Source organism: Pseudomonas sp. FP2196 (assembly GCF_030687715.1).
Classification (GTDB): domain Bacteria; phylum Pseudomonadota; class Gammaproteobacteria; order Pseudomonadales; family Pseudomonadaceae; genus Aquipseudomonas.
Genome location: NZ_CP117445.1, coordinates 2220834 through 2246408 on the forward strand (window position 1 = coordinate 2220834; position 25575 = coordinate 2246408).

At 57.0% G+C, this 25575-nt stretch carries 28 protein-coding genes and 1 tRNA gene; 21 read left to right on the plus strand and 8 right to left on the minus strand.

Annotated elements, in window-relative coordinates:
- Window positions 1-27: 27 nt before the first annotated feature.
- The 4 genes from PSH79_RS09920 to PSH79_RS09935 are packed head-to-tail and all read left to right on the plus strand — an operon-like array spanning window position 28 to window position 5602.
- Window positions 28-2859: a xanthine dehydrogenase family protein molybdopterin-binding subunit gene (locus PSH79_RS09920; protein WP_305442395.1), complete on the plus strand. Its 2832-nt coding sequence runs from the start codon at window positions 28-30 to the stop codon at window positions 2857-2859.
- Window positions 2852-3391 carry a (2Fe-2S)-binding protein gene (locus PSH79_RS09925; protein WP_305442396.1) on the plus strand — a complete coding sequence of 180 codons (540 nt, stop codon included), beginning with the start codon at window positions 2852-2854 and terminating at the stop codon, window positions 3389-3391. The genes PSH79_RS09920 and PSH79_RS09925 overlap by 8 nt, the downstream gene beginning before the upstream one ends.
- 2 nt (window positions 3392-3393) lie before the next feature.
- A complete protein-coding gene (locus PSH79_RS09930; protein ID WP_305442397.1) occupies window positions 3394-4629 on the plus strand; it encodes a cytochrome c in 1236 nt (411 codons plus the stop codon).
- A 1-nt stretch (window position 4630) separates the two neighbouring features.
- Window positions 4631-5602, plus strand: coding sequence for an XdhC family protein (locus PSH79_RS09935; RefSeq protein ID WP_305442399.1), 972 nt, complete (start codon window positions 4631-4633; stop codon window positions 5600-5602).
- A 47-nt stretch (window positions 5603-5649) separates the two neighbouring features.
- Here the strand turns inward: PSH79_RS09935 and PSH79_RS09940 are convergent, their stop codons facing one another.
- Complete coding sequence (locus PSH79_RS09940; RefSeq protein WP_305442400.1) at window positions 5650-6933, minus strand: FAD-binding oxidoreductase; 1284 nt, start codon at window positions 6931-6933, stop codon at window positions 5650-5652.
- 183 nt (window positions 6934-7116) lie between these two features.
- Between PSH79_RS09940 and PSH79_RS09945 the strand changes: the two genes are divergently transcribed.
- Both PSH79_RS09945 and PSH79_RS09950 read left to right on the plus strand, forming a co-directional pair.
- Window positions 7117-7193 (plus strand) — tRNA-Val (locus PSH79_RS09945).
- A gap of 479 nt (window positions 7194-7672) precedes the next feature.
- Window positions 7673-8128: a DUF2214 family protein gene (locus PSH79_RS09950; protein ID WP_305442401.1), complete on the plus strand. Its 456-nt coding sequence runs from the start codon at window positions 7673-7675 to the stop codon at window positions 8126-8128.
- A 224-nt stretch (window positions 8129-8352) separates the two neighbouring features.
- Here the strand turns inward: PSH79_RS09950 and csrA are convergent, their stop codons facing one another.
- The gene (gene csrA / locus PSH79_RS09955) at window positions 8353-8547 is read right to left on the minus strand and encodes a carbon storage regulator CsrA (RefSeq protein ID WP_003179932.1); all 195 of its coding nucleotides are present in this window, start codon (window positions 8545-8547) and stop codon (window positions 8353-8355) included.
- Between the two features lie 250 nt (window positions 8548-8797).
- On the opposite strand from csrA, the gene PSH79_RS09960 reads away from it, so the two are divergent.
- Together PSH79_RS09960 and PSH79_RS09965 are read left to right on the plus strand one after the other, a co-directional pair.
- Window positions 8798-9166 (plus strand): SPOR domain-containing protein, encoded by a 369-nt coding sequence (locus PSH79_RS09960; RefSeq protein WP_187676951.1) that lies wholly within the window; start codon window positions 8798-8800, stop codon window positions 9164-9166.
- An 87-nt stretch (window positions 9167-9253) separates the two neighbouring features.
- Window positions 9254-10165: a siderophore-interacting protein gene (locus tag PSH79_RS09965; RefSeq protein ID WP_305442402.1), complete on the plus strand. Its 912-nt coding sequence runs from the start codon at window positions 9254-9256 to the stop codon at window positions 10163-10165.
- Between the two features lie 52 nt (window positions 10166-10217).
- Here PSH79_RS09965 and PSH79_RS09970 read toward each other — a convergent pair whose 3' ends face one another.
- The 3 genes from PSH79_RS09970 to PSH79_RS09980 all read right to left on the minus strand — a co-directional run bounded on the left by PSH79_RS09970 (window position 10218) and on the right by PSH79_RS09980 (window position 12468).
- Window positions 10218-10907, minus strand: coding sequence for an endonuclease I family protein (locus tag PSH79_RS09970; protein ID WP_305442404.1), 690 nt, complete (start codon window positions 10905-10907; stop codon window positions 10218-10220).
- Between the two features lie 4 nt (window positions 10908-10911).
- Window positions 10912-11181 (minus strand): DUF1654 domain-containing protein, encoded by a 270-nt coding sequence (locus PSH79_RS09975; RefSeq protein ID WP_305442406.1) that lies wholly within the window; start codon window positions 11179-11181, stop codon window positions 10912-10914.
- 198 nt (window positions 11182-11379) lie between these two features.
- Window positions 11380-12468 carry an asparaginase gene (locus PSH79_RS09980; RefSeq protein ID WP_305442407.1) on the minus strand — a complete coding sequence of 363 codons (1089 nt, stop codon included), beginning with the start codon at window positions 12466-12468 and terminating at the stop codon, window positions 11380-11382.
- Between the two features lie 349 nt (window positions 12469-12817).
- Here PSH79_RS09980 and PSH79_RS09985 point away from each other — a divergent pair, with 349 nt between their 5' ends.
- From PSH79_RS09985 to PSH79_RS10020, 8 genes are all read left to right on the plus strand, one after another.
- A complete protein-coding gene (locus tag PSH79_RS09985) occupies window positions 12818-13264 on the plus strand; it encodes a hypothetical protein (protein WP_305442408.1) in 447 nt (148 codons plus the stop codon).
- Window positions 13265-13462: 198 nt separating this feature from the next.
- A complete protein-coding gene (locus PSH79_RS09990) occupies window positions 13463-14419 on the plus strand; it encodes a sugar ABC transporter substrate-binding protein (RefSeq protein WP_305442409.1) in 957 nt (318 codons plus the stop codon).
- A 56-nt stretch (window positions 14420-14475) separates the two neighbouring features.
- Window positions 14476-16029 carry a sugar ABC transporter ATP-binding protein gene (locus PSH79_RS09995; RefSeq protein ID WP_305442410.1) on the plus strand — a complete coding sequence of 518 codons (1554 nt, stop codon included), beginning with the start codon at window positions 14476-14478 and terminating at the stop codon, window positions 16027-16029.
- A complete protein-coding gene (locus PSH79_RS10000; RefSeq protein WP_305442411.1) occupies window positions 16026-17003 on the plus strand; it encodes an ABC transporter permease in 978 nt (325 codons plus the stop codon). Before PSH79_RS09995 ends, PSH79_RS10000 begins: the two co-directional genes overlap by 4 nt.
- A gap of 3 nt (window positions 17004-17006) precedes the next feature.
- A complete protein-coding gene (locus tag PSH79_RS10005; protein WP_305442412.1) occupies window positions 17007-18026 on the plus strand; it encodes a LacI family DNA-binding transcriptional regulator in 1020 nt (339 codons plus the stop codon).
- Between the two features lie 24 nt (window positions 18027-18050).
- Window positions 18051-18968 carry a ribokinase gene (rbsK, locus tag PSH79_RS10010; RefSeq protein ID WP_305442413.1) on the plus strand — a complete coding sequence of 306 codons (918 nt, stop codon included), beginning with the start codon at window positions 18051-18053 and terminating at the stop codon, window positions 18966-18968.
- Window positions 18965-19369 carry a D-ribose pyranase gene (gene rbsD / locus PSH79_RS10015; RefSeq protein ID WP_305442414.1) on the plus strand — a complete coding sequence of 135 codons (405 nt, stop codon included), beginning with the start codon at window positions 18965-18967 and terminating at the stop codon, window positions 19367-19369. Before rbsK ends, rbsD begins: the two co-directional genes overlap by 4 nt.
- A gap of 31 nt (window positions 19370-19400) precedes the next feature.
- Complete coding sequence (locus PSH79_RS10020) at window positions 19401-20429, plus strand: nucleoside hydrolase (RefSeq protein WP_123532934.1); 1029 nt, start codon at window positions 19401-19403, stop codon at window positions 20427-20429.
- Window positions 20430-20463: 34 nt separating this feature from the next.
- Here PSH79_RS10020 and PSH79_RS10025 read toward each other — a convergent pair whose 3' ends face one another.
- A complete protein-coding gene (locus tag PSH79_RS10025) occupies window positions 20464-20670 on the minus strand; it encodes a hypothetical protein (protein ID WP_305442416.1) in 207 nt (68 codons plus the stop codon).
- Between the two features lie 132 nt (window positions 20671-20802).
- Between PSH79_RS10025 and PSH79_RS10030 the strand changes: the two genes are divergently transcribed.
- Together PSH79_RS10030 and PSH79_RS10035 are read left to right on the plus strand one after the other, a co-directional pair.
- The gene (locus tag PSH79_RS10030) at window positions 20803-21108 is read left to right on the plus strand and encodes a hypothetical protein (protein WP_305442417.1); all 306 of its coding nucleotides are present in this window, start codon (window positions 20803-20805) and stop codon (window positions 21106-21108) included.
- A 165-nt stretch (window positions 21109-21273) separates the two neighbouring features.
- Window positions 21274-21591, plus strand: a complete 318-nt coding sequence (locus PSH79_RS10035) for an I78 family peptidase inhibitor (RefSeq protein WP_305442418.1) — start codon at window positions 21274-21276, stop codon at window positions 21589-21591.
- Window positions 21592-21663: 72 nt separating this feature from the next.
- Here PSH79_RS10035 and PSH79_RS10040 read toward each other — a convergent pair whose 3' ends face one another.
- Together PSH79_RS10040 and PSH79_RS10045 are read right to left on the minus strand one after the other, a co-directional pair.
- Window positions 21664-21876 carry a cold-shock protein gene (locus PSH79_RS10040; protein ID WP_003179963.1) on the minus strand — a complete coding sequence of 71 codons (213 nt, stop codon included), beginning with the start codon at window positions 21874-21876 and terminating at the stop codon, window positions 21664-21666.
- Between the two features lie 288 nt (window positions 21877-22164).
- Complete coding sequence (locus PSH79_RS10045; RefSeq protein WP_305442419.1) at window positions 22165-22467, minus strand: hypothetical protein; 303 nt, start codon at window positions 22465-22467, stop codon at window positions 22165-22167.
- Window positions 22468-22839: 372 nt separating this feature from the next.
- Here PSH79_RS10045 and thrS point away from each other — a divergent pair, with 372 nt between their 5' ends.
- From thrS to rpmI, 3 genes are read left to right on the plus strand one after another with little or no spacing between them, the layout of a single operon-like run.
- A complete protein-coding gene (gene thrS / locus PSH79_RS10050) occupies window positions 22840-24762 on the plus strand; it encodes a threonine--tRNA ligase (protein WP_305442420.1) in 1923 nt (640 codons plus the stop codon).
- Complete coding sequence (gene infC, locus PSH79_RS10055; protein WP_170947229.1) at window positions 24762-25313, plus strand: translation initiation factor IF-3; 552 nt, start codon at window positions 24762-24764, stop codon at window positions 25311-25313. The genes thrS and infC overlap by 1 nt, the downstream gene beginning before the upstream one ends.
- 60 nt (window positions 25314-25373) lie before the next feature.
- Window positions 25374-25568, plus strand: coding sequence for a 50S ribosomal protein L35 (gene rpmI / locus PSH79_RS10060; protein WP_002553160.1), 195 nt, complete (start codon window positions 25374-25376; stop codon window positions 25566-25568).
- Window positions 25569-25575: the final 7 nt, after the last annotated feature.

The following is a 25575-nucleotide window of genomic DNA, read 5'->3' on the forward strand; positions in this document are numbered from 1 at the left end:
GACACATAACCGCCCAGAGGATGATCCATGTCCAACCGTGAAATATCCCGGCGCTCGTTCCTCCAGGGCGGGCTGGTGGCGGGTGTGAGCGTTACGCTCACGCCGCTCAGCAGTCAGGCGCTGGCTGCCTTGATGGAAAACAGTGTGACCGTGCCGTCCGAGAAGTGGCTCGGCAACAACGGCAAGGCGCGCCAGCGTAACGATGCCTTGTCTAAAGTCTGCGGCAGCAAAGTGTTTGCCCGCGACATCCGCTCCAAGGACATGCCGGGCTGGCCTGAGCAGCAAGGCCACGCCATGCTGCTCAAAACCATCAAGGCTGACCGTATCTACGAGGGTTACGATCTGTCGTGGCTCGGCGCCGACTTGCAACCTGACCGCATCGTTACCGCTGCTGATCTGGACAAGGACGGCATCGTTTTCCCGGAAGAGCACGCGCCGGATCCGCTGCTGCCGGAAGGCAAGGTGCCGATGTTCATCGGTCACCCGGTGGCGATCCTGATCTGGAACGACTTCGAGCGTTTCCGCCAGGCCAAGAACAAACTCAAATTCAATGACAAGGCGATTCGTTACGGCGCTCAAGTGCCGTTCTACGAAGGCGATCCCTACGGCAGCTTCCGCTACGTGCGCGTCGGCGGCCCGACCTCGGCCGATGAAGACGAGTTCGCCAGCCTCAAGGACTCGATCCTGTTCCCGATGCTGAAAAACCGTCGCCCGGTGTGGAATTCACAGCCGAACCTGCACGGCAACCTGACCGAGCGCGGTCTGTTCTACGCCGAACGCATGAAGAAAGAGATCGACACACCGCCGGACAACTGGCTGGTGTTCGACGAGCGCTACAAGACCCCGTCGATCGAGCCTGCCGCCATGGAGCCGGATAACGGCAACGGTTGGTACGATCCGAAAACCAAGACTTTGCACTTCGTCGTGGCCACTCAGTGTCCACTGGAAACTGCGACCGATACCGCGAAAATGATCGCACCGTCGCGTTTCGGCCTGGATAACCTGAACATGCACCCGGGTTACACCGTCGGTTACGGTTCCAAAGACCACAACATCTTCGTCTACTACGCAGCCCTCGCTGCGCTGTATGGCGCCGGTGTGCCGGTACGTCTGGCCAACGACCGCTACGAACAGTTTCAGAGTGGCATCAAGCGTCACCCGTTCGACATCCGCTACCAACTGGCGGTGGACAAGAACGACTACAGCTTCAAGATCTTCCGTGCCGAAATGAGCGTCGACGGCGGTGGTCGCATCAACTACAGCCCTTCGGTTGCTGCGGTTGGCGCTACGGCGGCGCAGTCGATCTACTACATGCCGCAGAACGACTTGCAGGTCACCGCTTACCACTCCCGTGCTGTTGAGGCGGGTTCGATGCGCGGTTACGGCACGCTGCAGAGCATGGCCTCGACCGAAATGATGGTCGACGAAATCGCCAATCGCCTCGGTGTCGACGCGATTGATCTGCGTCGCAAGAATGCTCTGCGTTCCGGCATGAAAAACACCCAGGGTGCGATCCCTGCCGGTGCCTTGCGCCTGCACGAAATTCTCGACAAGGCCTCGGTGCACGAAGTCTGGAAAAACCGCGACGCGATCAAGAAGCAGCGCGAAGCGGCAGATCCGGATAACTGGTACGGCGTTGGTTTCGCCATTTGCCAGAAAGACTTCGGCACCGGTTCCGAAGCGCCGATGGCCAGCATCGAATTCACCGCGGACGGTCGCATCACCTTGCGCCACATCGGCATTGAAATCGGCACCGGCATGTCTACTTCGCAAGCTCTGGTGGTCGCCGACTTCCTTGGCAGTCCGGCCCACGAAGTAAAGACGGGCGAAACCGAATGGAAGGAAATGCAGCTGATCACCAGCGGCAACCCATACATCATGAGCCAGGCCGAGCAGGACAATCTGCTGCGTAATCCTCGTTGGGTTGGCAAGTTGGCTTCGGCGTCGTCGGCGACCAACTCGGCTTACTACTTCAGCCACGCCACCCGCGAAGCGGCGCGCGTGTTGTTCAATCACGGCTTGTGGCCGGCGGCCCTGGAGATCTGGCGTCAGGGCCCTTATGGCGGTCAGGCCAACCCTTATGTGGTGCGTCGCGAGGATGCGCATTGGATCGACGGCAAGCTCACCGCCAACGGTATGCAGCCGCTGAGCTTTGAAGAGCTGGCCAAGCGTGCTCACGAGCGCGGTCTGGTCACTGGCGCCACTGTTCACGCGTTCAACCGCTGGAGCTGGGCTGAGGCCGAATACAGCATCGACGGCGTAAAAGAGCGCCTGCCGCTCGACGGTCTGGCGGTGAAGTACGGCGACGGTGCGCCGAAGGCTAAGCAGGCAATGATGAGCACAGCCGGTTTCCACTTGCTGGACCGCCAGAACATCAACTACCCGGTAACCCAGCTGAACAACGCTGCGGTGACTTACTACAGCCCGGTTGCCACGCTGGTCGAGTTGAAGGTCAACAAAGGCTCGGCGGAAGTCGAAGTGCTCAACCACCATTCGTGGGTCGAGTGCGGTCGTGTGCTGGTCGAAGAGCTGGTCAAGGGTCAGCTCGAAGGCGGGATAGCCATGGGAATTGGCCACGCGCTGATGGAGGAGATGCCGCTGTACGAAGGTGGGCCGGGGGAGGGTGACTGGAACTTCAACCGGTATCGTCTGCCAATGGCGCGCCACGTCGCGGTTTGGAAGCAGACGGCGGAAATTCTGCCGCCGCTGTCGCCAAGCGACCCGTCCAAAGGCATTGCCGAAGTGGTGATGATCCCGGTGGTCGGTGCCATCGGTAACGCCGTGGCACACGCCATCGGTAAACGTGTTCGCGATCTGCCTATCACTGCTGCGCGCATCAAGGAGGCCCTCAATGGCTAACCGTCCGCTTCAACTGACCCTTAATGGTCAATCCGTCGGTCCGGTGGACATCCCTGATGACCTGCCGATGATCGACTACCTGCACGAATACAAAAATCTCACCGGTTCGCGTCTGGGTTGTGGCCAGGGTATTTGCCACGCCTGCGTGGTGATCGTCGACAACCCGGACGGCACCAGCGAAGAAGTGCGCACCTGCATCACTGGCGCGCATTACTTCGAAGGCAAAAAAGTCCGCACCATCGAAGGCCATGCGACCCGCGATAAGCAGGGCCAGGTCACTGAGCTGAATCCGATCCAGCAACGCTTCGTCGATGAGTTCGCCTTCCAGTGCAGCTACTGCGCGCCGGGCTTCGTCAACGCCGCGACCGTTTTGGTTGAAAAGCTGCAACGCCAGCCGATCGTCAAAAGCAAACTGGAACAAGTCATTGAGGATAGCCTCGGTCACCACGTCTGCCGTTGCACTGGGTACGTGCGTTACTACAACGCCACCCGCAACGTGCTGACCGATCTCGGCCTGGTCAAGGAGGGTTAAGCATGAAGCTTTTACTGACCCGTCTGACCTTGGCGGTCGGGCTGGCTGCGCCGGTGCTTTTTGCGCATGCCGATGATCAGGTCAAGCGCGGTGAATACCTCGCCCGTGCCGCCGACTGCATGGCGTGCCACACCGCGCCGGGCGGCGCGCCGTATGCCGGCGGCCTGCCGATTGTTTCGCCGTTCGGCACGATCTACGGCACCAACATCACGCCGAGCAAAGAGCACGGCATCGGTTTGTACACCGATGACGAGTTCTTCGCTGCGCTGACTGCAGGCAAGCGTCGCGATGGTGCGAACCTGTATCCGGCAATGCCGTATACCTCGTATCACTTGGTGCCGCGTGAAGATTCGGACGCGATTCATGCATACCTGAAAACCGTCGAGCCAATCGAGCGCGCGGCTCCGGTCACTAGCCTCAGCTTTCCGTTCAACGTGCGTCTGGGCCTGATGGGCTGGAACATGATGTACGGCAAAGCAGTGAAGCTGGAATCTGCCGAAGGCAAGAGCGAAGGCTGGAAGCGTGGCCAATACATGGTCGATGTTCTCGGCCACTGCGGCGAGTGCCATACACCGCGTGGCCTGCCGGGTGCGATGCAGATGGACAAGCGTCTGACCGGTGGCATCCTCAATGGCTATTTGGCGCCGAGCCTACTGGCCACTGATCTGGCGGCGCGCGGCTGGAATAATCAGGATCTGAGCACCTTCCTCAAGCACGGCATGAGTGCGCAAGGGACGATGTTCAACGAGATGTTTCCGGTGTTCCACAACAGCACCCAGGGGCTGAACGACACCGATCTGGCAGCGATGGCCACCTTCCTGCTTGGCGATAAACCTCCGGCAGCCAAAGCACTCGTCGAGGTGCCAGTGGACAAGCTCAGCCCAAGCGCCCAGCGCGGCCGTCAGGACTACTTGAACGTCTGCGCCGGTTGCCACGCCGAGGGTGGCGAAGGTAAGCCGCACATTGCGGTGGCGATGCGCGGCAACACCACGCTGCGACTGGAAGATCCACGCAATCTGTTGCGCGTGATCGAAGACGGTATCGGCGAACAGAAGTTCGCCGGATTCGAGCACATGCAGCCGATGCCGGGTTTCGCCGACAAGCTCAAGCCTGAGCAACTGACCGATCTGCTCAATTACCTGCGCCAAGGCTGGGGTGGTCAGTCTGGTGAATTGGCGGTGACCGAGGTGCAGAAGCTGCAAGCCGAAGCGCCGTCCATTGAGCACAAGGCGCACTGACATGCAGCATCTTGATCTACAAGTGGTGCGACGGGCGCTGGAGTGGTCGGTGGCGGGGCAGCGCATCTGGCTCTGCACCGTGCTGACCACTTATGGCTCGGCACCGCGTGCGCCGGGTTCGCTGCTGGCTGTGAATGATGGCGGACTGTGGATCGGGTCGCTGTCCGGCGGTTGCGTCGAGGAGGATTTTCTCGAGCGTGTCGCCGAAGGTGCGTTTCTCGATGCGGTCAACGTGGTGCGCTACGGTGAAGGCGATGATCCGCGCTCGCGTGTCAGCCTGCCCTGTGGCGGCGTTCTCGATGTGCTGGTAGAGAAATTTGACGCTGACTGTGATGTGCAGGCGCATTTGCGTGAACTGGAGTCGGCGCTGCTTGGTCAGCGTCGGCTGATTCGCGAGGTCGATCTGGCCAGTGGTGTGCGCAGTCTATTTGCTGATCGCGAGCAGGGTGCACGGATCGAGCGCGAGATTGATCGGGTACGCATTCGAGTCGGTGCGGCGCAACGCTTGTTGCTCGCCGGATATTCCAGTGTGGCGCAGGCGTGTGCCGAGTTTGCCGTGGGATTGGGCTTCGAAGTGATTCTCTGCGACCCGCGCGATGAAGTGCTCGAAGGCGTTATGCTGAACGGCGTGGAGATTCGTCGACAGCTGCCGTCGGTGTTCATTGCCGACGGCGGTTGCCACCGCGACACGGCAGTGGTGGCGCTGACCCACGATCCACGGATCGACGATCTGGCGATGATGGAAGCGGTACGCACTGATGCGTTCTACATTGGTGTCATGGGGTCGCAGCAGACATCGCAAAAGCGCTTCGAGCGTTTGCGTCGTATCGGCGGGTTGGGGGAGGGCGAGTTGGCGCGGATTCATGCGCCGATTGGTCTTAACCTCGGCAGCAAGACACCGGCGGAGATTGCCCTGGCGGTGCTTGCCGATATCTTGCGGATTCGTAGCGGGATTGCTCGGGATCAGCTTTGAACGCTTTCTCTGTGCGATAAAAAGGGCCACTTTCCAGTGGCCCTTTTTTACATTCCGTATTTGTCGCGCAACCCGTAATACCAGGCACCCAGCGCCGCAAACGGCGTGCGCAGCAACTGCCCGCCCGGGAACGGATAGTGCGGCAGATCAGCGAACGCATCAAAACGCTCGGCCTGACCACGCAATGCCTCGGCCAACACCTTGCCGGCCAGATGCGTATAAGTCACACCATGGCCGCTGCAGCCTTGCGAGTAATAGATGTTGTCGCCCAAACGCCCAACCTGAGGCAAACGCGACAGTGTCAGCAGGAAATTTCCTGTCCACGCGTAGTCGATCTTAACGTCCTTGAGTTGCGGAAAGGCCTTGAGCATTTTCGGACGGATGATCGCTTCGATGTTCGCCGGATCCCGTGCGCCATACACCACGCCGCCGCCGAAGATCAGGCGTTTGTCGCTCGTCAGACGGTAATAATCGAGCAAGTAGTTGCAGTCCTCGACGCAGTAGTCCTGAGGCAGCAGGGACTGTGCCAGTTCATCACCCAGCGGCTCCGTGGTAATCACCTGCGTGCCGCACGGCATGGATTTGGCTGCCAGCTCCGGCACCAGATTGCCGAGGTAGGCGTTGCCGGCGACGATAATGAATTTGGCTCTGACCTTGCCTTGCGGTGTATGCACGACCGGGTTGGCGCCGCGCTCGATGCGCACGGCGGGCGATTGCTCATAGATAGTGCCGCCGAGGGATTCAACGGCGGCCGCTTCGCCGAGCGCCAGGTTCAGTGGATGTATGTGGCCACCGCTCATGTCGAGCATGCCGCCGACGTATTGATCGCAGGCGACCACTTCGCGAACACGGCGCTGATCCAGCAACTCCAGTTGCGTGTGGCCGAAACGCTCCCACAGGCGTTTCTGCGATTCCAGATGGCCCATTTGTTTTGCTGTCAGTGCGGCAAACACGCCCCCATCCTTCAAATCGCACTGAATGTCGTATTTGGCCACGCGTTCGCGAATGATCCGCCCGCCCTCAAAAGCCATCTGCCCCAGCAACTGCGCCTGTTCAGGGCCGACGGAGCGCTCGATCACGTCGATGTCGCGGCTGTAGCTGTTGACGATCTGGCCACCATTACGGCCCGATGCGCCGAAACCGACCTTTGCCGCTTCCAGTACGGTCACGCGAAAACCGTTCTCCAGCAGGAACAGGGCGGAGGACAGTCCGGTATACCCGGCGCCAATCACACAGACGTCCGTCTCCACATCATCCTGCAAGGCCGGACGTGGCGGTACGGCATTGGCCGACGCAGCGTAATAAGACTCTGGGTAAAGGGTGTTCGCCATCCTGCAGCCTCTGTTTAATATATTTTACGAGTGCGTCGATCCTACCCGAGTTGAAAAACCTCCGCCAGCCACCGGAAAAATCTCTTCGATGACTGGAAATTAAATATTTTGCATATTCATAGGGTTAGGTGAAAAAAAGGTGTTGACACCCCTCCGAAATTCCGTAGAATGCCGCCTCACAGCAGGCACGTAGCTCAGTTGGTTAGAGCACCACCTTGACATGGTGGGGGTCGTTGGTTCGAGTCCAATCGCGCCTACCAAACAAAATCCGCTCTGCTGGGCGGTCTGGAAGGGCTCACCGAAAGGTGAGCCCTTTTTTGTTGTCTGCGATTTAAATCTCTTTCAAAGCTCTTCGTTTCGCTCTCTTTTGATGCATTGGTTTGGGCGAGTACGCTGTTTTCCGATGTTGATCGCTCGGAACTGAAAATTTCAACGGGTCGACTTTGTCGACCATTAAATAGTGTTGATATTTAATGGCTTACGGATGTTACGAACCAACCGGTTATCAAAAAAGCATTGTTACCGACCGTGGAATTCAGTAACATCCCTCCCGCGTTCACCACCACGGTTTATGCATTTTTAAATCCCAAGCTTCCATCAGCTGCTTGGGATTTTTTTTGCCTGCGATTTGGCTTTCGCAGTGCTTCTCTTTGTTCCTGCGATCCTGTACGGGCAAATCCGCACTTTTTCAACTACTACTGACTGGCCGAATTCCAACCCTTCCCAAAGGAGTGTGTCGATGCTGGTTCACTGGTTTCTAGCGGCTATTCATCTACTGGCTTTTGCCTTGGGCTTTTGGGCGGTACTCACTCGTGGAGCCGCGTTCAGTCGCTTGGCAGAGGGAGTGGGGGAGGTCAGGCGCGTGCTGCTCGCCGACAATCTATGGGGTATTTCTGCGCTGGTTCTGCTGGTGACAGGTGGGATGCGGGCGTTTGGCGGGTATGAAAAGGGTGCTGACTATTATCTTCATCAGCCACTGTTCCATCTGAAGATGACGCTGTTTGTGCTGATTCTGTTGATAGAGCTTGCGCCGATGATCACGTTGGTCAAATGGCGGATTGCGTCAGCGCGGGGTGCGGCGTTCGATACCAGGCGTGCAAAGTTGTACGCACGAATCAGTCATGTCGAGGCATTGCTGCTGGTGCTCATGATGGTAGCCGCCACGGGTATGGCGCGTGGCGTGATATTCGCTTAGGAGAGCGAATTCCTTGCGCTCTATCGGAAACGTCCGACAGCCAGCCTCGAGAATGACGGGTAGTATCGGGCGGCAACTGGGGGGGGAGCAGCAATGAATCGGAAGGGGATTCGTGTGTCAGGCGCCGTGCCCAGCAGAGTGGGGAGCGGATGGCGATACGGCGCGTGAATCTTTAGCCAGTCATTACACGAGGCAAACGAACTGGCTACTGACTGCGAGTCGTTTCAGGGCGTTTGTGGCTTGTCCGGAGCGGTCAGGCCAGCCTGAATGCGCTGGTAAATCTCTTCACGGTGCACCGCAACGTTCTTCGGGGCATTGATGCCAATTCGTACTTGCTGGCCGCTAACGCCCAGGATAGTGATAGTAATGTCATCACCAATATTTATGCTTTCACCGACTTTGCGGGTGAGTATCAGCATGGTCTTCTCCTTGATTGCTTTGTAGGGCACCTGATTCAGACAGTGCAGAGGTCGGTGGTACGTATAGATTAGTGCGAAGTCTCATGGTTTGGGTGCCTCTTTCTGACGCGCAGATGCGGCATTAATTCCCAGGGCGTAACTATACAGAGGCTGCAATCATCAATCTCGTTGTTTTGTGCCCATTTTGCGGGGCTCGCGAAGTATTTATGAATGATAAGATCGCCGCTTTGAGATTTCCGAGGAAAGCGTTGTGCGCAAATTGGTCTGGATGGTCGCGGCACTGGCATTGGCAGGATGTGGTGAAGGCAAGAGTGTAGACGTGCAGAAGCCGAAAGCGGCAGTGGCGAGCGCTCCAGCGGTGGTCTCTGCTCCACAGTGGGATCTGGAAGTGCGCGGCGAAACCCCTCAGGCAGTCAGTGACCTGAGTGGCTGGTTGATCGAACATGCTTTCGTTCCGACAGTCATCAAGGACAGTAGCGGCAAGACGCGCATTCTGATTGGTCCGTTCAATTCCCAGGCCGAGGCAGAAGCACGAAAGGTGCAAGTTGATGCAGCATTGGTAAAGGCCAAAAAGCAGAATGTTGAATCGGTGCTGGTTGAGCATCCGCTCACGCCGTAAACGATCCATTCGGCGGAGCTGCCTAAAGGTTGTCAAACGCGATTCGTTCCTTTTGAAGTCGCCGATGATTTCCAGAAGGAGCTCCGCATGGCCTCCGCCAATCCCTACAAATTATTCGATGTCATCCTGCATCGTAAGACGCAGTTGACCCCGCACATGATGCGGATCACGCTCAGCGGCCCGCCAGTCAATGAAATGGCCACTTGGGCGCCGGATCAACGGGTGAAGCTGTTTTTTCCTGCCGCGGACGGTTCGCAATCCAGGCTTTCCCAGAGTGAAGGTTGGTACGCTCGCTTCCGGGCGATGCTGGCGGATCGACGTCCTGCGATGCGCACTTACACCATTCGCCATTTGCGCGCGTCAGAGGGTGAAGTGGATATCGATTTCGTCTTGCACGGCGAGACTGGGCCCGCATCGCGCTGGGCGCTTCGAGCGCAACCTGGTGACTCGATGCAGATACTCGCCCCCGACAGCCATTTCCCGGCACGGGATGCAGGAGGATTTGAATGGAAACCGCCGCAAGCCCTCAAGCAGGTTCTGCTCGTCGCCGACGCGACGGCGCTGCCGGCTGCCATGGGTATTCTGGATGAGTTGGCAGTGCTCACCGAGCCGCCGCAAGTCCAGGCATTTTTCGAAGTCGATAGCGCACAGGACATGCTTGCAGTGCCTCATTGGCCGGGGCTGTCAGTGCGGTGGTTAATCCGCGATCAAGCGGGTGAAGTGGTCGCTGGAGCATTGATGGTTGAGGCGGTGCGTGAGGCAAAGCTGCCCATTCATACGTCGACAACAGGGCGTGCAGTCGAGTTGGCCGATGTCGACATCGACAAGGACATTCTCTGGGAAATTGCCGAGACGGCTCCCGAAGGATTTTACGGTTGGGTTGCTGGAGAGTCTGCGGCGGTCATGAGCTTGCGCAGATACCTGATCAAGGAATGCGGTATCCCTCGCGAGTCGCTCAACCTGATGGGGTATTGGCGCTACAACAAGTCTGGCAGCTAGCCACAAAAAAGGCCTCGAACATAACGTTCGAAGCCTTTTTTTTGCGTTGCAATCAGCCGCAAGCTTTCATATTGACCGGGCCGACAAATTCATTGCCGCGCCCCATCACGCACGCCACGCTTTGATTTCGCTGACGTTCCCAGTCTTGTACCGGGTAAGTCTTATCCCACGCCTCATACAATTGCCGATCCTGTTTCGACAGACGCAATCCGTACTGCTTGCTCATGTAGAAATAGGTGCGGGCGATCATGCCGCGAATCGACGGACGAGGCATTACCTTCTTGGCCTTGAAGTCGACTTGGGTCAGGCACGAGCCATACTGGCCAGACTGTACCGGCAGCCAACCGTAGCTGAAGTTGCTCCGGTCGCCGTTGACCTCACCAATACTCGGTACCAGGTTGTGCAGGTCGGCCTCGGCTTTCTGATAGCTTGGATCGTAACGTGTGCAATTCTTGCGTCCACCTTCCTGCCAGCATTGTCGCTGATGGCCGAACTGCCAGGCCGGTACGATGTGCTCCCACTCGATGCGCGAGGCCCGCTTGGCATTTTTGCGTGGCACGTATCCGCAGGCTTTCAGATCAACCTTGTTGCCGGTGTATTTACACCCGCAATAAAACTCGGTGGACTGCGGCGCATATAGCTTCCAGGCGACCTTCTTGGCTTCCGTGAATGTACGAGGTGCACCCGCCTGGGCGCTCGTGGCGATGAACAGCAACAGCAAAGCAAAACAGCGGACACTCATTGAATCAATCTTCCTTTGGCACAACCCAAAAAATCTGTACGCCGCCATCGTCGCGGTAGGCGAGGGTGACGTTGTCGTTCTCGTCGATTTCCTCGAGTAGCCGCTCCCATTCATTCATCGGCTCGTCCGGCAGTCGGAAGATCAGTGCGGCTTTGGCTTTTTGTGCGGAGGGGGAATTGATGATTTTCTGAACGCGCATACCCATGCGTTCATAAGCGTCAGGAGCATCAGGGGAAGTGGCCACGAGGTTATCCTTATTAAGCTGTACGTGCATACAGTATTTAACTGTAAGCCTTTTCGCAACTGCTTAAAATTCAAGAAAATCCTCTGACAGCGGTTTTCTGACTTTGGTGTAAGCCACGTCGATTTTTTTGTATGAAATATGCCTACGGGTTGTAGGCGACGCACCGCCCGTCAAAGCAACGAGTGGTGCGAAGAATGCCCGACCGATAGTCGATCGGACGAAGGTCAATCAATATTCCCAGAACATCCGTTGCAGCTCTTTGCTGTCGTTGGTTTTGGTCAGTGCAACCATCGCCAGAATGCGGGCTTTTTGCGGATTCAGGTCGTGAGCAACGACCCAGTCGTACTTGTCGTCAGGCTGTTCGGCGTTGCGCAGAACGAAGCCGCCGGCATTGACGTGGGAAGAACGGATGATTTGCACGCCATCCTTGCGCAGTGCCTGCAGGGATGGAACCACGCGGGAGGACACCGAGCCGTTGCCGGTACCGGCGTGGATAATGGCTTTGGCGCCGGATTGGGCGAGTGCCTTGTAGGCGGTATCGCTGACGTTGCCGTAGGAATAGGCAATTTCTACGTCAGGAAGGCTCTTGATGTTTTTGATGTCGAATTCCGAATCCATGGTGTGACGCTTGGCCGGCAAGCGGAACCAGTAGGATTTGCCTTCAACCACCATGCCCAGCGGGCCCCAGGCACTTTTGAATGCTTCGGTCTTGATGTTGATTGTTTTGCTGACGTCGCGACCGGACTGGATTTCATCGTTCATGGTCACCAGTACGCCTTTACCGCGAGCTTCCTTGCTGCTGGCCACGGCTACGGCGTTGTACAGGTTGAGCATGCCGTCCGCCGACATGGCGGTGCCCGGGCGCATGGAACCGACGACAATGATCGGTTTGTCGGTCTTCTCGACCAGGTTCAGGAAGTAGGCGGTTTCTTCCAGGGTGTCAGTGCCGTGGGTGATGACGATACCGTCGACGTCTTTGCTGTCTGCCAGTTCGGAGACGCGACGACCCAATTGCAGAAGGTTGTCGTTGGTGATGCTTTCCGAGGCGATCTGCATGACTTGTTCGCCACGTACATTGGCCAGTTTGCTCAATTCAGGAATGCCGGCAATCAATTGCTCGACACCGACTTTGGCGGCCTGATAAGTCGCGCTGTTGGCGGCGCTGGCCCCGGCCCCGGCGATGGTGCCGCCAGTGGCGAGAACCACGACGTTGGCGAGTTTGGTCTGGGTTTCGACTTCTTTTGCTTGAAGGGCGGCAGGCAGAAGCAGGAGGAGGGCCAAAGCGCCCGGAGCGAAGGTGTTGAAAGCAGATTTCATTATTTTTCTCTCTAGTAGTGAGACGGTGCTGATGCAGGTTCATCTAGATTCACCCCGAGCCGATCTGAATGCCCGGGTGCGGTGAAGGGAGCAGGATCTATACCAGCCGTACTGTGCGTCGGAGAAATGTTTAACATCATGATTTATATCAATATTTTGTAATCTGAAAAATACACTGTTGATTCATTTATCCGGGTTTCCGAACAATGCACGCTTTCGCGTTCGGCTCTCCGAAAAGGACTACCGCGTCTGTCGAACAAATTGGGTTGTCGGTATCGGGTTTTCTGCTAAAGAATCCATCGCACAGGTCGATGTGTGTTCAAGAGCACTAAATTTCCAGGGAGTTCACATGTCACTTACTGTCGGTTTTACAAACCCCGGCGCAGTTACCATCGGCGGCAAAACCGCCGCGACGATCAGTGCACTGAGTGAGGCGGAGGAGAGCGCTGCCGCCGAGGCGCTGGGTACGGATAAAGATGACGGCAATCAGGTCAGAACCGGTGGCGCCGCCCAAGAAGAAAGTAAGGCCGAAAGCGGTGATAACCTGAGTATCACCGTCAAAATGCTGCTGAAGCGGATGCAGGAATTGCAAAAGCAACTTCAGGAACAGCAGCAGCAATTGTCTGCGGCACAGACGGCGAGCTATCCGACACCCGAGGCCAAGGCGCAGGTGCTCATGTCCATGCAGGGGCAAATCGCTGACACCAATAGCGCGCTGTCGGAAGTCACCAATGCATTGGTCAAGGAGATGGCCAAGGACTCCAGCAGCGGTGGCCTGGTCAATACCACGGCATAAGCATCGCGGCGCGGTCAGAAGAATCGCCCTGCAATAAATGACGATTTCTGATTGTTGACAAATGTCGGCGGGATTCGCATAGTTCGGTCTACGCAAACGTTTGCGCGGCCTTCCCGATGAACATGCCATCGGCGAAAGCGACGTAGCTTAAGCCAGCGCAAGCGTTGCTCACAATAATCATAAGATCGGAGTGAACCCATGAAGCTGCCATTCGCTGGACGTCTTCTTGCTGTCGCTATGCTGGCTGCCACAGCCGCTGCACTGCCTGTCTCTTCGGCGTTCGCCGAATCCCCGGAAAAACCAAAAGTCGCACTGGTCATGAAATCTCTGGCCAATGAATTCTTCCTGACCATGGAAGACGGCGCCAAAGCCTACCAGAAAGAACACTCCGCCGATTTCGACCTGATTTCCAACGGCATCAAGGACGAAACCGACACTGCGGGCCAGACCCGCATCGTCGAGCAAATGATTCTGGCCAAAGTTAATGCCCTGGTCATCGCGCCTTCTGACTCCAAGGCCATGGTGCCGGTGATCAAGAAAGCCGTTGATGCCGGTATTACCGTGATCAACATCGACAACCAGCTCGATCCGCAAATCGTCAAAAGCAAAAACATCAGCGTGCCATTCGTAGGTCCGGACAACCGTAAAGGCGCGCGCCTGGTCGGTGAGTACCTGGCCAAACAGCTCAAGGCTGGTGACGAAGTCGGCATCATTGAAGGTGTGTCCACGACGACCAACGCCCAGCAGCGAACCGCTGGCTTCAAGGATGCGATGGAAGCGGCGCAGATCAAGGTTGTGTCCCTGCAGTCCGGTGACTGGGAGATCGACAAAGGCAACAAGGTAGCCGCTTCGATTCTCAGCGAATACCCGGATGTCAAAGCATTGCTGGCAGGCAACGACAGCATGGCTGTCGGTGCCGTTTCCGCCGTGAGGGCCGCTGGCAAGGCTGGTCAGGTTCAGGTTGTCGGCTACGACAACATCAACGCGATCAAGCCAATGTTGAAGGACGGTCGCGTACTGGCGACTGCCGATCAATATGCCGCCAAACAAGCCGTATTCGGCATCGAGACTGCGCTGAGAATCATCAAGGGCGAGAAGGTCGACAGCGGTGCCAATGGCGTGATTGAAACGCCGGTCGAGCTGGTCACCAAGTAAGTCCTCTGGCGACACAATGGCGCTCGTCCGTCCGGGCGAGCGCATGGAGATTTTTTATGTCAGTTTCCGCCCCGAACGCTGTCCTCTCGGTCAGCGGTATCGGTAAGACCTATGCGCAACCGGTGCTTGCCGGCATCGATTTGACGCTGATGCGCGGTGAAGTGCTGGCGCTGACCGGCGAGAATGGTGCCGGTAAAAGCACGCTTTCGAAAATCATAGGTGGTCTGGTTACGCCGACCACTGGCCAGATGCAGTTTCAGGGCAAGGACTATCGTCCGGGCAGCCGTACCCAGGCTGAAGATCTTGGCGTGCGCATGGTCATGCAAGAACTCAATCTGCTACCGACGCTGTCGGTAGCGGAGAACCTGTTTCTCGACAACCTGCCGAGTAACGGTGGCTGGATCAGCCGCAAGCAATTGCGAAAAGCAGCGATCGAGGCCATGGCCCAGGTTGGGCTAGACGCGATCGATCCGGACACACTGGTCGGCGAGTTGGGCATCGGGCATCAGCAGATGGTCGAAATCGCTCGCAACCTGATCGGCGATTGCCACGTGCTGATTCTTGATGAGCCGACCGCGATGCTCACCGCGCGCGAAGTCGAAATGCTCTTCGAGCAGATCACCCGATTGCAGGCTCGCGGCGTTTCGATCATTTACATTTCCCACCGTCTTGAAGAGCTGGCGCGAGTCGCCCAGCGCATTGCCGTGCTGCGCGACGGAAATCTGGTCTGCGTCGAGCCGATGGCCAATTACAACAGCGAACAGTTGGTCACGCTGATGGTCGGCCGCGAACTGGGCGAACACATCGATTTGGGGCCGCGCAAGATTGGCGCTCCGGCATTGACGGTCAACGGCCTGACTCGCTCAGACAAAGTGCGCGATGTCTCGTTCGAAGTGCGCGCCGGGGAGATCTTCGGGATTTCCGGGCTGATTGGAGCGGGGCGCACGGAACTGCTGCGTTTGATCTTCGGCGCCGATGTCGCCGACAGTGGCACGATCGCATTGGGTTCGCCTGCTCAAGTGGTGAGCGTACGTTCACCTGTCGATGCTGTACGTAATGGCATTGCGTTGATCACCGAGGACCGCAAGGGTGAAGGCCTGCTGCTCAGTCAGTCGATCAGCGCCAACATCGCCTTGGGCAACATGCCGGAAATTTCCAGCGGTGGTTTCGTCAATAACGGCGACGAGATCTCGTTGGCGCAACGTCAGATCGCCGCCATGCGCATCCGCAGTTCCAGCCCGACACAGTTGGTGTCAGAGCTGTCCGGCGGCAACCAGCAGAAGGTCGTGATCGGCCGTTGGCTGGAACGCGATTGTGCGGTGCTGTTGTTCGACGAGCCAACGCGCGGTATCGACGTCGGTGCCAAGTTCGACATTTATGCCTTGCTCGGGGAACTCACTCGCCAGGGTAAAGCGCTGGTGGTGGTGTCCAGTGACCTGCGTGAATTGATGCTGATCTGCGACCGGATCGGCGTGCTGTCGGCAGGGCGTCTGATCGACACCTTCGAGCGCGACAGCTGGACCCAGGATGATTTGCTTGCCGCCGCGTTCGCCGGCTACCAAAAACGTGATGCGTTGCTCAACGAAGCAGCGCCTAGGGATCTCCCATGAAAACTGCATCTCCTGCCGGCAAACGTAGTGGCAATTTTTACGGACTGGGCACCTATCTGGGGCTCGCCGGTGCCTTGCTGGCAATGATCGCGCTGTTCTCGGTCTTGAGCAGCCACTTTTTGTCCTATAACACCTTCAGTACGCTGGCCAACCAGATCCCCGATCTGATGGTGCTGGCGGTCGGCATGACCTTCGTGCTGATCATCGGAGGCATCGATCTCTCGGTCGGTTCGGTGCTCGCGTTGGCAGCATCGACGGTAAGCGTGGCCATGCTCGGCTGGGGCTGGAGCGTGTTACCGGCGGCATTGCTCGGCATGGCGGTTGCGGCGCTGGCCGGCACCATTACCGGTTCGATCACCGTGGCTTGGCGGATTCCATCGTTCATCGTTTCTCTTGGTGTGCTGGAAATGGCCCGCGGTCTGGCGTACCAGATGACCGGTTCACGTACGGCTTACATTGGCGATTCGTTTGCCTGGCTGTCGAACCCGATCGCTTTCGGCATCTCGCCGTCGTTCATCATTGCCTTGCTGGTGATCTTCATTGCACAAGCGGTTTTGACGCGCACGGTGTTCGGCCGTTACCTGATCGGCATCGGCACCAACGAAGAGGCGGTGCGTCTGGCCGGGATCAACCCGAAACCCTACAAGATTCTGGTGTTCAGCCTGATGGGCCTGCTGGCCGGTATCGCTGCGCTGTTTCAGATTTCTCGTCTTGAAGCGGCTGACCCGAATGCCGGCTCCGGTCTGGAGCTGCAAGTGATCGCCGCTGTAGTCATTGGCGGTACCAGCCTGATGGGCGGGCGTGGTTCGGTGATCAGCACATTCTTCGGCGTATTGATCATTTCCGTACTGGCGGCCGGTCTGGCTCAGATCGGTGCAACCGAACCGACCAAGCGCATCATCACTGGCGCCGTGATCGTCATTGCGGTAGTGCTCGATACTTATCGCAGCCAGCGCGCCAGTCGGCGGGGCTGAGACATGGCGACGATCAAGGATGTAGCGGCGCTCGCGGGAATTTCCTATACGACCGTGTCTCATGTTGTGAACAACACCCGCCCGGTCAGCCAGGAGGTACGGCTGAAAGTCGAAGCGGCCATCAAGACCCTGGACTATGTACCGAGCGCGGTGGCGCGTTCGCTGAAAGCAAAGACCACTGCAACTATTGGCCTCTTGGTGCCCAACAGCCTCAACCCGTACTTTGCCGAGCTGGCGCGGGGCATTGAGGATTACTGTGAGCGTAACGGCTACTGCGTGATTCTCTGCAACTCCGATGACAACCCTGAGAAACAGCGCAGCTATTTACGTGTGCTGCTGGAGAAACGCATCGATGGTCTGATCGTCGCCTCAGCCGGCGGTGACAGTGGCCTGGCCCAAGGGTTGGCCGGTGTGAAGACACCAATGGTGATTGTCGACCGCGGCCTGGATGGCGTGGATGCGGATCTGGTACGCATCGATCATGAGTACGGCGCTTACCTCGCCACCCGGCATCTGCTGGAGCTTGGTCATCGCGACATCGCGACTATCGGCGGCCCGGCGAGCACCAGCGTGGCGCAGATGCGTCAAGCCGGATATTGCCGTGCACTGAAAGAGGCGGGTATAGACGTACGCCCGGCGCGCATGCTGGAAAGTGATTTCACCAGCACTGGGGGTTACAACGCAGCTGCGATCCTGCTCGAAAAGAATCCGCCGAGTGCGATTTTTGCCGGTAACGACATGATCGGTATCGGTGTGTTGCGCGCGGCGGCAGAGCGCAACGTACGGGTGCCGACCGAGCTTTCGGTGATCGGCTTCGACGATATCCAGATGAGTCGTTACGTTTACCCGGCGCTGACCACCGTCGGCCAATCGATTCTGCAACTGGGCGAGATGGCGGCCGAAGTGTTGCTGCGAAGGATTGCTACCCCGAGTCTGGGCACTGATCAACGAATCGTGACCCCGAGTATTGTCTTGCGCGAGTCGACCGCGCCGCTGTCCGGCGTGTTCACCGAATACCGCTGAAACCGAATTGACGAGTAATGATGTATGCCAGCAAATGTAGTGGTAATAGGCAGCCTGAACATGGACCTGGTGACCCGGGCGCCACGGTTGCCCCGGGGTGGAGAAACCCTGATCGGTCATTCGTTTACCACCGTATCTGGTGGCAAGGGCGCCAATCAGGCCGTGGCTGCAGCGCGATTGGGCGCGCAAGTGGCGATGGTTGGTTGTGTTGGCAACGATGATTACGGCGTGCAACTGCGTGACGCCTTGTTGGCTGAGCAGATTGACTGTCAGGCGGTGAGCGTTGTCGAGGATTCCAGTGGTGTTGCGCTGATCGTGGTCGATGACAACAGTCAGAACGCTATTGTGATTGTCGCCGGAGCCAACGGCGCAATGACGCCTGGGGTGATCGACCGGTTCGACCCGGTTTTGCAGGCCGCTGAGGTTGTCATCTGCCAGCTCGAGATCCCGGATGCAACGGTGGGCCATGCGCTCAAACGCGCACATGCGCTGGGCAAGACCGTCATTCTCAATCCGGCCCCCGCCAGCCGTCCATTGCCGAGCGACTGGTTCGCGGCCATCGATTATCTGATTCCCAATGAAAGCGAAGCTGCCGCGTTAAGCGGCTTGCCGGTCGACTCGCTGGACACCGCGAAAAGCGCGGCGAGTCACTTGATCGCGATGGGGGCTGGCAAAGTCATCATCACTCTCGGCGCTGAGGGTTCGTTATTCGCCGACGGCAAAGGTTTCGAGCATTTCCCCGCTCCGAAAGTGAAAGCTGTCGATACCACGGCGGCGGGGGACACTTTCGTCGGTGGTTTCGCCGCTGCGCTGGCCGCTGGCAAGTCTGAGGCCGAAGCGATTCGCTACGGACAGATTGCCGCCGCATTGTCAGTGACTCGCGCCGGTGCGCAGCCATCTATCCCAACAATGTCCGACGTACAGGCGTTTAAACCCGCATGAAAAAGACTCCATTGCTCAACGTTGCGTTATCGCGGCTGATTGCCTCTCTGGGGCATGGCGACATGGTGGTCATTGGTGATGCCGGATTGCCGGTGCCGCCCGGTGTCGAACTGATCGATCTGGCGCTGACCCATGGTGTCCCTGATTTCGTCAGCACGCTGAAAGTCGTGCTCAGCGAAATGCAGGTAGAAAGTCATGTGCTGGCCAAAGAGATCTTCGACAAGCAGCCTACAGCGCTGATCACGCTGGACGAGCTGAATGAAGAGGGCGCCCTGGGTCGTCGGGATCTGGTCAGTCACGAGCAATTCAAGGTTCTCAGCCGACAGGCACGGGCGATTGTTCGTACAGGCGAATGTCAGCCGTACTGCAACATCGTTCTGTTGGCAGGTGTTACGTTCTAACTTTCGATTTCACATGCACAAGGAATGCGCTATGCAACGCTATGCTCAAAAACTGCATCAACTGATCCGGAGTCTGCTGCTTTTGTCCGTGATAACTGCAACCGGCGCTCATGCGGCGGAAAAAATCGACCTGATCATCGATACAGACCCAGGTGCCGACGATGTGGTCGCCTTGCTGTTCGCGCTGGCCTCGCCGGACGAACTGAACATTCGTGCGCTGACCACCGTGGCCGGCAACGTGCGTCTCGACAAGACTTCGCGTAACGCGCGTCTGGCTCGTGAGTGGGCGGGGCGCGAGGATGTGCCGGTCTATGCTGGCGCACCGAAGCCGCTGATGCGTACGCCGATCTACGCCGAGAACATCCATGGCAAGGAAGGCCTGTCGGGTGTCACCGTACACGAACCGAAAAAAGGCCTGGCTGAAGGCAATGCGGTCAATTATCTGATCGACACCCTTAAAAAAGCCAAGCCGCACAGCATCACCATCGCTATGCTCGGCCCGCAAACCAACCTGGCGCTTGCGTTGATCCAGGAACCGGAAATTGTCCAGGGCATCAAGGAAGTGGTGATCATGGGGGGGGCGCACTTTAATGGTGGCAACATCACCCCGGTGGCTGAATTCAACCTGTTTGCCGATCCGCAAGCGGCAGAAGTGGTGCTCAAGAGCGGCGTCAAGCTGACCTATCTGCCACTGGACGTGACCCACAAGATTCTCACCAGTGATGCGCGCCTGAAGCAGATTGCCGCGCTGAACAATAACGCGAGCAAAATTGTCGGCGACATCCTAAACGAATACATCAAAGGCGATATGGAGCACTACGGCATTCCGGGCGGCCCGGTGCATGACGCCACCGTCGTGGCTTATCTGCTCAAGCCCGAACTCTTCACCGGTCGTTCGGTGAATGTCGTGGTTGATAGTCGTGAAGGCCCGACTTTCGGTCAGACCATTGTCGATTGGTATGACGGCCTCAAGGCACCGAAGAATGCCTTCTGGGTGGAAAATGGCGATGCCCAGGGTTTCTTTGATCTGTTGACCGAGCGCCTGAAGCGCCTGAAGTAAATGAGCGACCCGCAGGTGCCAGCCTGCGGGTTTTTTATTCTCCCTGCGCTTGTTCGACCTGCTCGGTCGGATACCTTTCGAAAATCTGCTGGATGAAATGCTGGGCCGCTTGTGTTCCCAGATCCTTGACCAGAAGATCAATACCAATCAGCGCCAACTCTTCTGTGGTTCCCGGGCTGTAGGAGCTGTGTCCGTCGGCCCATTTGGCTTTGATGTCGGCTTCGATGCTTAGGCTGGTCATGATGAGGCTCGGAAAGTCGGGAGGTCTGTGCGTCGAGTTAACCATTTTGTCGGGCGTTTGGCACTGCGACTTAGGCATGAGCGGAGCGCTATGCGACACTTGGTCTTTTCCGGCTTATCCAAGGATTGTGCTGTGCAGATCGATTTGAATACCCCTGATGGCCTTACGCTTGATGCTGTGCGTCGATTGCTGGCTTCGGCCAGCGATGATGAACACACGCAGTTGCGAGTGACCAAGGGCGGTATCGCTTACATCTCTTCTGGTGTGACGGGCGGGCAGGACATCGATGGCTTGTTGTTTCGCCTGGAAACCTGGGCCAAGGGGTCGGGTTACGTTGGCAATGTCGCGGCCAGTGACGACGTGTGGGTGATGCAGATTTTCAACGCGCTCAAGGACAACTGGCCGAATCCGCCATATGACTACATTGACGTTTACTGAGCTCGTTAATATTCAGTCACGATTGATTGATGAGTGGCCCTCGCCGCTCAGGCACACTCGGCGTTTTTCCGATTGTGTGGCCGGGTGATGGCATTTGTCATGAAACCAAACGTCTGATCGGCGGTCGCACGATCTCAGCTAACTATTTGAAAACAAGGAGGCTTCATGCCTTTGAAGTTCGCATCACTGGGTGCACTAATGGCCGTTACCATGTTGGCCGGTTGCAGCACAACCTCCAGCGAGTCGGCAAAGGATCCTGTGGCAACCGAAGCCGGTCATAGCCGCTGTGAAGCAACGGCAGCGGAGTTCGCCATTGGCAAGAAAGCTTCGCCTGCCCTGTTGGAGCAGGCTCGCGCCAAGGCCGGTGCGCAAAACGCCCGATTCCTCAAGCCAGACGACATGATCACTCTGGAATATCGTTCTGATCGCTTGAACCTGAATACCGACAACAGTCTCGTGGTGACTCGCGTCAACTGCGGCTGATAGCCGGCAGCTTTTGTTTCAGGCATAAAAAACCCCGTCACATGGACGGGGTTTTTTTAGTGCGCCGAGAAATTACTCTGGGCGAACCTGTGCAGCTTGCATACCCTTTTGGCCTTTCTCAGCCACGAAGGAAACGGTCTGGCCTTCTTTCAGGCTTTTGAAACCGTCGCTTTCGATAGCTTTGAAGTGTACGAACAGGTCGTCACCGCCACCTTGAGGAGTGATGAAGCCGAAGCCTTTTTCATCGTTGAACCACTTAACGGTGCCGGTTTGGCGATTAGACATGGTGTATCTCCAAGAAACATATATTTTTCAGTACTGTGCTGCTCAGGCCAACTGGGCACACCCGGGTATCATAGTCGAAATGTTCGCTTTGGGAGCCCCCCGGACGTGCTGTTTGCCAATCAGTCGTGTTTTCTTTACTGCCTGTTTCCGCTGAAAGCCCCGGTTTGAAAGGCTTTGAGCGAAAAATAAAGACAATAAAAAAACCTGTAAAACCTGCATAAAACGTCCGAAAAGGCTCAATTACCGCCTTTTTTACGGGCGCCGAGTCCTGTCACGACGCGTTTTTAATTACTTTTTCGCCGGGGTATTGGCCTTGCATTTGGCGATTTGGCCCAGCGCTTTCTGCTGCAGTTCAGGGGTGGCCTTATTATCCATCAGCGCCTGAATGTCGCCGGCAGGGTAAGACTTGATTGCATCGGCGCCACAGGCACAGTGTGATTTGGCGGCAGCGGCGCCAATCTGCGGAGTCGCCGCCTGAGTGCACTGCGCCATGTATTTTTCACGCTCGCCCTTCGGCCAATCGGCGTGAGCGCTCAGCGGCAGCAGCAGAACAATGGGGGCGACTACAGCGAACAGGGTATTCAGACGCATGCGAGGATGCTCCTTTTGGGTCAATGTCTTGTTATCTGAGGGCATAAAGGCCCATCAAGTTCAGCACTCTGGCATAAAAGCGGACGATTTGCCTTCTGGTGAAACAGAGGCATTAAGTGCCCGCTCATCTGTGCTAGCATGCCGGGCTCAAGCGTTCACAGGCTTCGGATGGCTTTCAGTCCCGGCGGCGGTCAACGTGCGAATATTCTGATTTGAATCCCAGTCACTCTGGTTCGGTTTTCCGGTTGGCCGCAAGGCTCCTGCCGCTGTAAGGCAGGCGTTCGTCATTGAATGGCCTGGATCGGATCTTGTACTGGCTCATCCCAACCCACGTGACCTTTGGTAGGGGTCACCACTAGGAGAGGAGGCGCCATGCCAACTATTACTCTTCCCGACGGCAGTCAACGTTCATTCGATCACCCGGTTTCCGTAGCCGAGGTCGCCGCATCCATTGGTGCAGGTCTGGCCAAAGCCACCGTAGCCGGCAAGGTCAATGGCAAGCTGGTTGACGCCAGCGACATCATCGACAGCGACGCTACGCTGCAAATCATCACGCCAAAGGATGAAGAGGGGCTGGAGATCATTCGCCACTCTTGCGCCCACCTGGTTGGTCACGCGGTCAAGCAGTTGTACCCGACCGCCAAAATGGTGATCGGACCGGTCATCGACGAAGGCTTCTATTACGACATCGCCTTCGAACGTCCTTTTACTCCGGACGACATGGCGGCCATCGAACAGCGCATGCAGCAGCTGATCGAGAAAGATTACGACGTCATCAAGAAAGTCACTCCGCGCGCCGAAGTGATCGAAGTGTTCAAGGCCCGCGGCGAAGACTACAAGCTGCGCCTGGTCGAAGACATGCCGAATGAACAGGCCATGGGTCTGTACTATCACGAAGAATACGTCGACATGTGCCGCGGCCCGCACGTGCCGAACACGCGCTTCCTGAAATCCTTCAAGTTGACCAAGTTGTCCGGTGCCTACTGGCGCGGCGACGCCAAGAACGAGCAACTGCAGCGCGTTTACGGCACCGCCTGGGCGGATAAGAAGCAGTTGGCTGCGTACATCCAGCGCATCGAAGAAGCTGAAAAGCGCGATCACCGCAAGATCGGCAAGCGTCTGGGACTGTTCCATACCCAGGAAGAAGCGCCGGGCATGGTGTTCTGGCATCCGAATGGCTGGACCCTGTACCAAGTGCTCGAGCAGTACATGCGCAAAGTGCAGCGTGACAACGGCTACCTTGAGATCAAGACGCCTCAAGTGGTTGACCGTAGCCTGTGGGAAAAATCCGGGCACTGGGCCAACTACGCCGACAATATGTTCACCACGCAGTCTGAAAGCCGCGACTACGCCATCAAGCCGATGAACTGCCCGTGCCACGTGCAGGTGTTCAATCAGGGCTTGAAGAGCTACCGCGAGCTCCCAATGCGCTTGGCCGAGTTCGGTGCGTGCCACCGTAACGAGCCTTCGGGTGCGCTGCACGGCATCATGCGTGTGCGCGGGTTCACTCAGGACGACGCTCACATCTTCTGTACTGAAGAGCAGATGCAGGCTGAATCCGCAGCATTCATCAAGCTGACCATGGATGTTTATCGTGACTTCGGCTTTACCGATGTCGAGATGAAGCTGTCCACTCGTCCGGAAAAACGCGTCGGTTCCGATGAGCTGTGGGATCGCGCCGAAGCTGCATTGGCTGCAGCCCTTGATTCTGCGGGCTTGCCGTACGATCTGCAGCCGGGTGAGGGTGCGTTCTACGGTCCGAAGATCGAATTTTCGCTGAAAGATTGCCTCGGTCGCGTGTGGCAGTGTGGTACCTTGCAGCTCGATTTTAACCTGCCTGTCCGTTTGGGCGCTGAATACGTCTCCGAAGACAACAGCCGCAAACACCCAGTGATGTTGCACCGCGCGATCCTTGGTTCCTTCGAACGTTTCGTCGGGATTCTGATCGAGCACTACGAAGGTGCGTTCCCTGCCTGGCTGGCGCCAACCCAGGCAGTGGTCATGAATATCACTGATAAACAGGCAGATTTTGTTGCAGAAGTTGAAAAAACTCTCAACGAAAGCGGATTTCGTGCCAAGTCCGACTTGAGAAATGAAAAGATCGGCTTTAAAATCCGCGAGCATACTTTGCTCAAGGTTCCCTATCTCTTGGTTATCGGAGATAAGGAAGTCGAGATGCAGACTGTCGCTGTGCGTACTCGTGAAGGTGCTGACCTGGGCTCAATGCCCGTCGCCCAGTTCGCTGAGTTTCTCGCGCAAGCGGTTTCCCGGCGTGGTCGCCCAGATTCGGAGTAATTATTATTAAGCGTGAAATGAGACAAGATAAACGAGCTGCACCGAAAGCCCCGATCAACGAGAATATCTCGGCACGCGAGGTTCGGTTAATTGGTGCTGAAGGTGAACAGCTTGGGATTGTGTCAATTGAAGACGCGCTTCTTAAGGCTGAAGAGGCCAAACTGGATTTGGTGGAAATTTCCGCCGATGCAGTACCCCCTGTTTGCAAGCTGATGGACTACGGCAAATCGATCTTCGAAAAGAAGAAACAGGTTGCCGCTGCAAAGAAAAACCAGAAGCAGATTCAGGTTAAAGAAATCAAGTTTCGTCCAGGGACGGAGGAAGGGGATTACCAGGTAAAACTGCGCAACCTGGTACGTTTCCTGAGTGATGGGGACAGGGCCAAGGTATCCTTGCGATTCCGCGGCCGTGAGATGGCCCACCAGGAGCTGGGGATGGAACTCCTCAAGCGGGTTGAAGCTGACCTGCTCGAGTACGGTTCGGTCGAACAGCATCCTAAGATGGAAGGACGCCAGCTGATCATGGTCATCGCCCCGAAAAAGAAGAAGTAATCAACAGGGCACGGCAGGCCTTCTGATTATGTTTATCAACTGAATGCGGAGTATCCGAACATGCCAAAAATGAAAACCAAAAGTGGTGCTGCTAAGCGGTTTCTGAAAACTGCTAACGGTATCAAGCACAAGCACGCTTTCAAGAGCCACATCCTGACTAAAATGTCGACCAAGCGTAAGCGTCAACTGCGCGGTAGCAGCTTGCTGCATCCGTCTGACGTGGCAAAAGTCGAGCGCATGCTGCGCCTTCGTTAATTTTAGT

What these genes read in the sequence shown, in the direction of transcription:
- PSH79_RS09920 (WP_305442395.1), top strand. Translation starts at nt 28, where the DNA reads ATGTCCAACCGTGAAATATCCCGGCGCTCGTTCCTCCAGGGCGGGCTG.
- PSH79_RS09925 (WP_305442396.1), top strand. Translation starts at nt 2,852, where the DNA reads ATGGCTAACCGTCCGCTTCAACTGACCCTTAATGGTCAATCCGTCGGT.
- PSH79_RS09930 (WP_305442397.1), top strand. Translation starts at nt 3,394, where the DNA reads ATGAAGCTTTTACTGACCCGTCTGACCTTGGCGGTCGGGCTGGCTGCG.
- PSH79_RS09935 (WP_305442399.1), top strand. Translation starts at nt 4,631, where the DNA reads ATGCAGCATCTTGATCTACAAGTGGTGCGACGGGCGCTGGAGTGGTCG.
- PSH79_RS09940 (WP_305442400.1), bottom strand. Translation starts at nt 6,933, where the DNA reads ATGGCGAACACCCTTTACCCAGAGTCTTATTACGCTGCGTCGGCCAAT.
- PSH79_RS09950 (WP_305442401.1), top strand. Translation starts at nt 7,673, where the DNA reads ATGCTGGTTCACTGGTTTCTAGCGGCTATTCATCTACTGGCTTTTGCC.
- csrA (WP_003179932.1), bottom strand. Translation starts at nt 8,547, where the DNA reads ATGCTGATACTCACCCGCAAAGTCGGTGAAAGCATAAATATTGGTGAT.
- PSH79_RS09965 (WP_305442402.1), top strand. Translation starts at nt 9,254, where the DNA reads ATGGCCTCCGCCAATCCCTACAAATTATTCGATGTCATCCTGCATCGT.
- PSH79_RS09970 (WP_305442404.1), bottom strand. Translation starts at nt 10,907, where the DNA reads ATGAGTGTCCGCTGTTTTGCTTTGCTGTTGCTGTTCATCGCCACGAGC.
- PSH79_RS09975 (WP_305442406.1), bottom strand. Translation starts at nt 11,181, where the DNA reads ATGCACGTACAGCTTAATAAGGATAACCTCGTGGCCACTTCCCCTGAT.
- PSH79_RS09980 (WP_305442407.1), bottom strand. Translation starts at nt 12,468, where the DNA reads ATGAAATCTGCTTTCAACACCTTCGCTCCGGGCGCTTTGGCCCTCCTC.
- PSH79_RS09985 (WP_305442408.1), top strand. Translation starts at nt 12,818, where the DNA reads ATGTCACTTACTGTCGGTTTTACAAACCCCGGCGCAGTTACCATCGGC.
- PSH79_RS09990 (WP_305442409.1), top strand. Translation starts at nt 13,463, where the DNA reads ATGAAGCTGCCATTCGCTGGACGTCTTCTTGCTGTCGCTATGCTGGCT.
- PSH79_RS09995 (WP_305442410.1), top strand. Translation starts at nt 14,476, where the DNA reads ATGTCAGTTTCCGCCCCGAACGCTGTCCTCTCGGTCAGCGGTATCGGT.
- PSH79_RS10000 (WP_305442411.1), top strand. Translation starts at nt 16,026, where the DNA reads ATGAAAACTGCATCTCCTGCCGGCAAACGTAGTGGCAATTTTTACGGA.
- PSH79_RS10005 (WP_305442412.1), top strand. Translation starts at nt 17,007, where the DNA reads ATGGCGACGATCAAGGATGTAGCGGCGCTCGCGGGAATTTCCTATACG.
- rbsK (WP_305442413.1), top strand. Translation starts at nt 18,051, where the DNA reads ATGCCAGCAAATGTAGTGGTAATAGGCAGCCTGAACATGGACCTGGTG.
- rbsD (WP_305442414.1), top strand. Translation starts at nt 18,965, where the DNA reads ATGAAAAAGACTCCATTGCTCAACGTTGCGTTATCGCGGCTGATTGCC.
- PSH79_RS10020 (WP_123532934.1), top strand. Translation starts at nt 19,401, where the DNA reads ATGCAACGCTATGCTCAAAAACTGCATCAACTGATCCGGAGTCTGCTG.
- PSH79_RS10025 (WP_305442416.1), bottom strand. Translation starts at nt 20,670, where the DNA reads ATGACCAGCCTAAGCATCGAAGCCGACATCAAAGCCAAATGGGCCGAC.
- PSH79_RS10035 (WP_305442418.1), top strand. Translation starts at nt 21,274, where the DNA reads ATGCCTTTGAAGTTCGCATCACTGGGTGCACTAATGGCCGTTACCATG.
- PSH79_RS10040 (WP_003179963.1), bottom strand. Translation starts at nt 21,876, where the DNA reads ATGTCTAATCGCCAAACCGGCACCGTTAAGTGGTTCAACGATGAAAAA.
- PSH79_RS10045 (WP_305442419.1), bottom strand. Translation starts at nt 22,467, where the DNA reads ATGCGTCTGAATACCCTGTTCGCTGTAGTCGCCCCCATTGTTCTGCTG.
- thrS (WP_305442420.1), top strand. Translation starts at nt 22,840, where the DNA reads ATGCCAACTATTACTCTTCCCGACGGCAGTCAACGTTCATTCGATCAC.
- rpmI (WP_002553160.1), top strand. Translation starts at nt 25,374, where the DNA reads ATGCCAAAAATGAAAACCAAAAGTGGTGCTGCTAAGCGGTTTCTGAAA.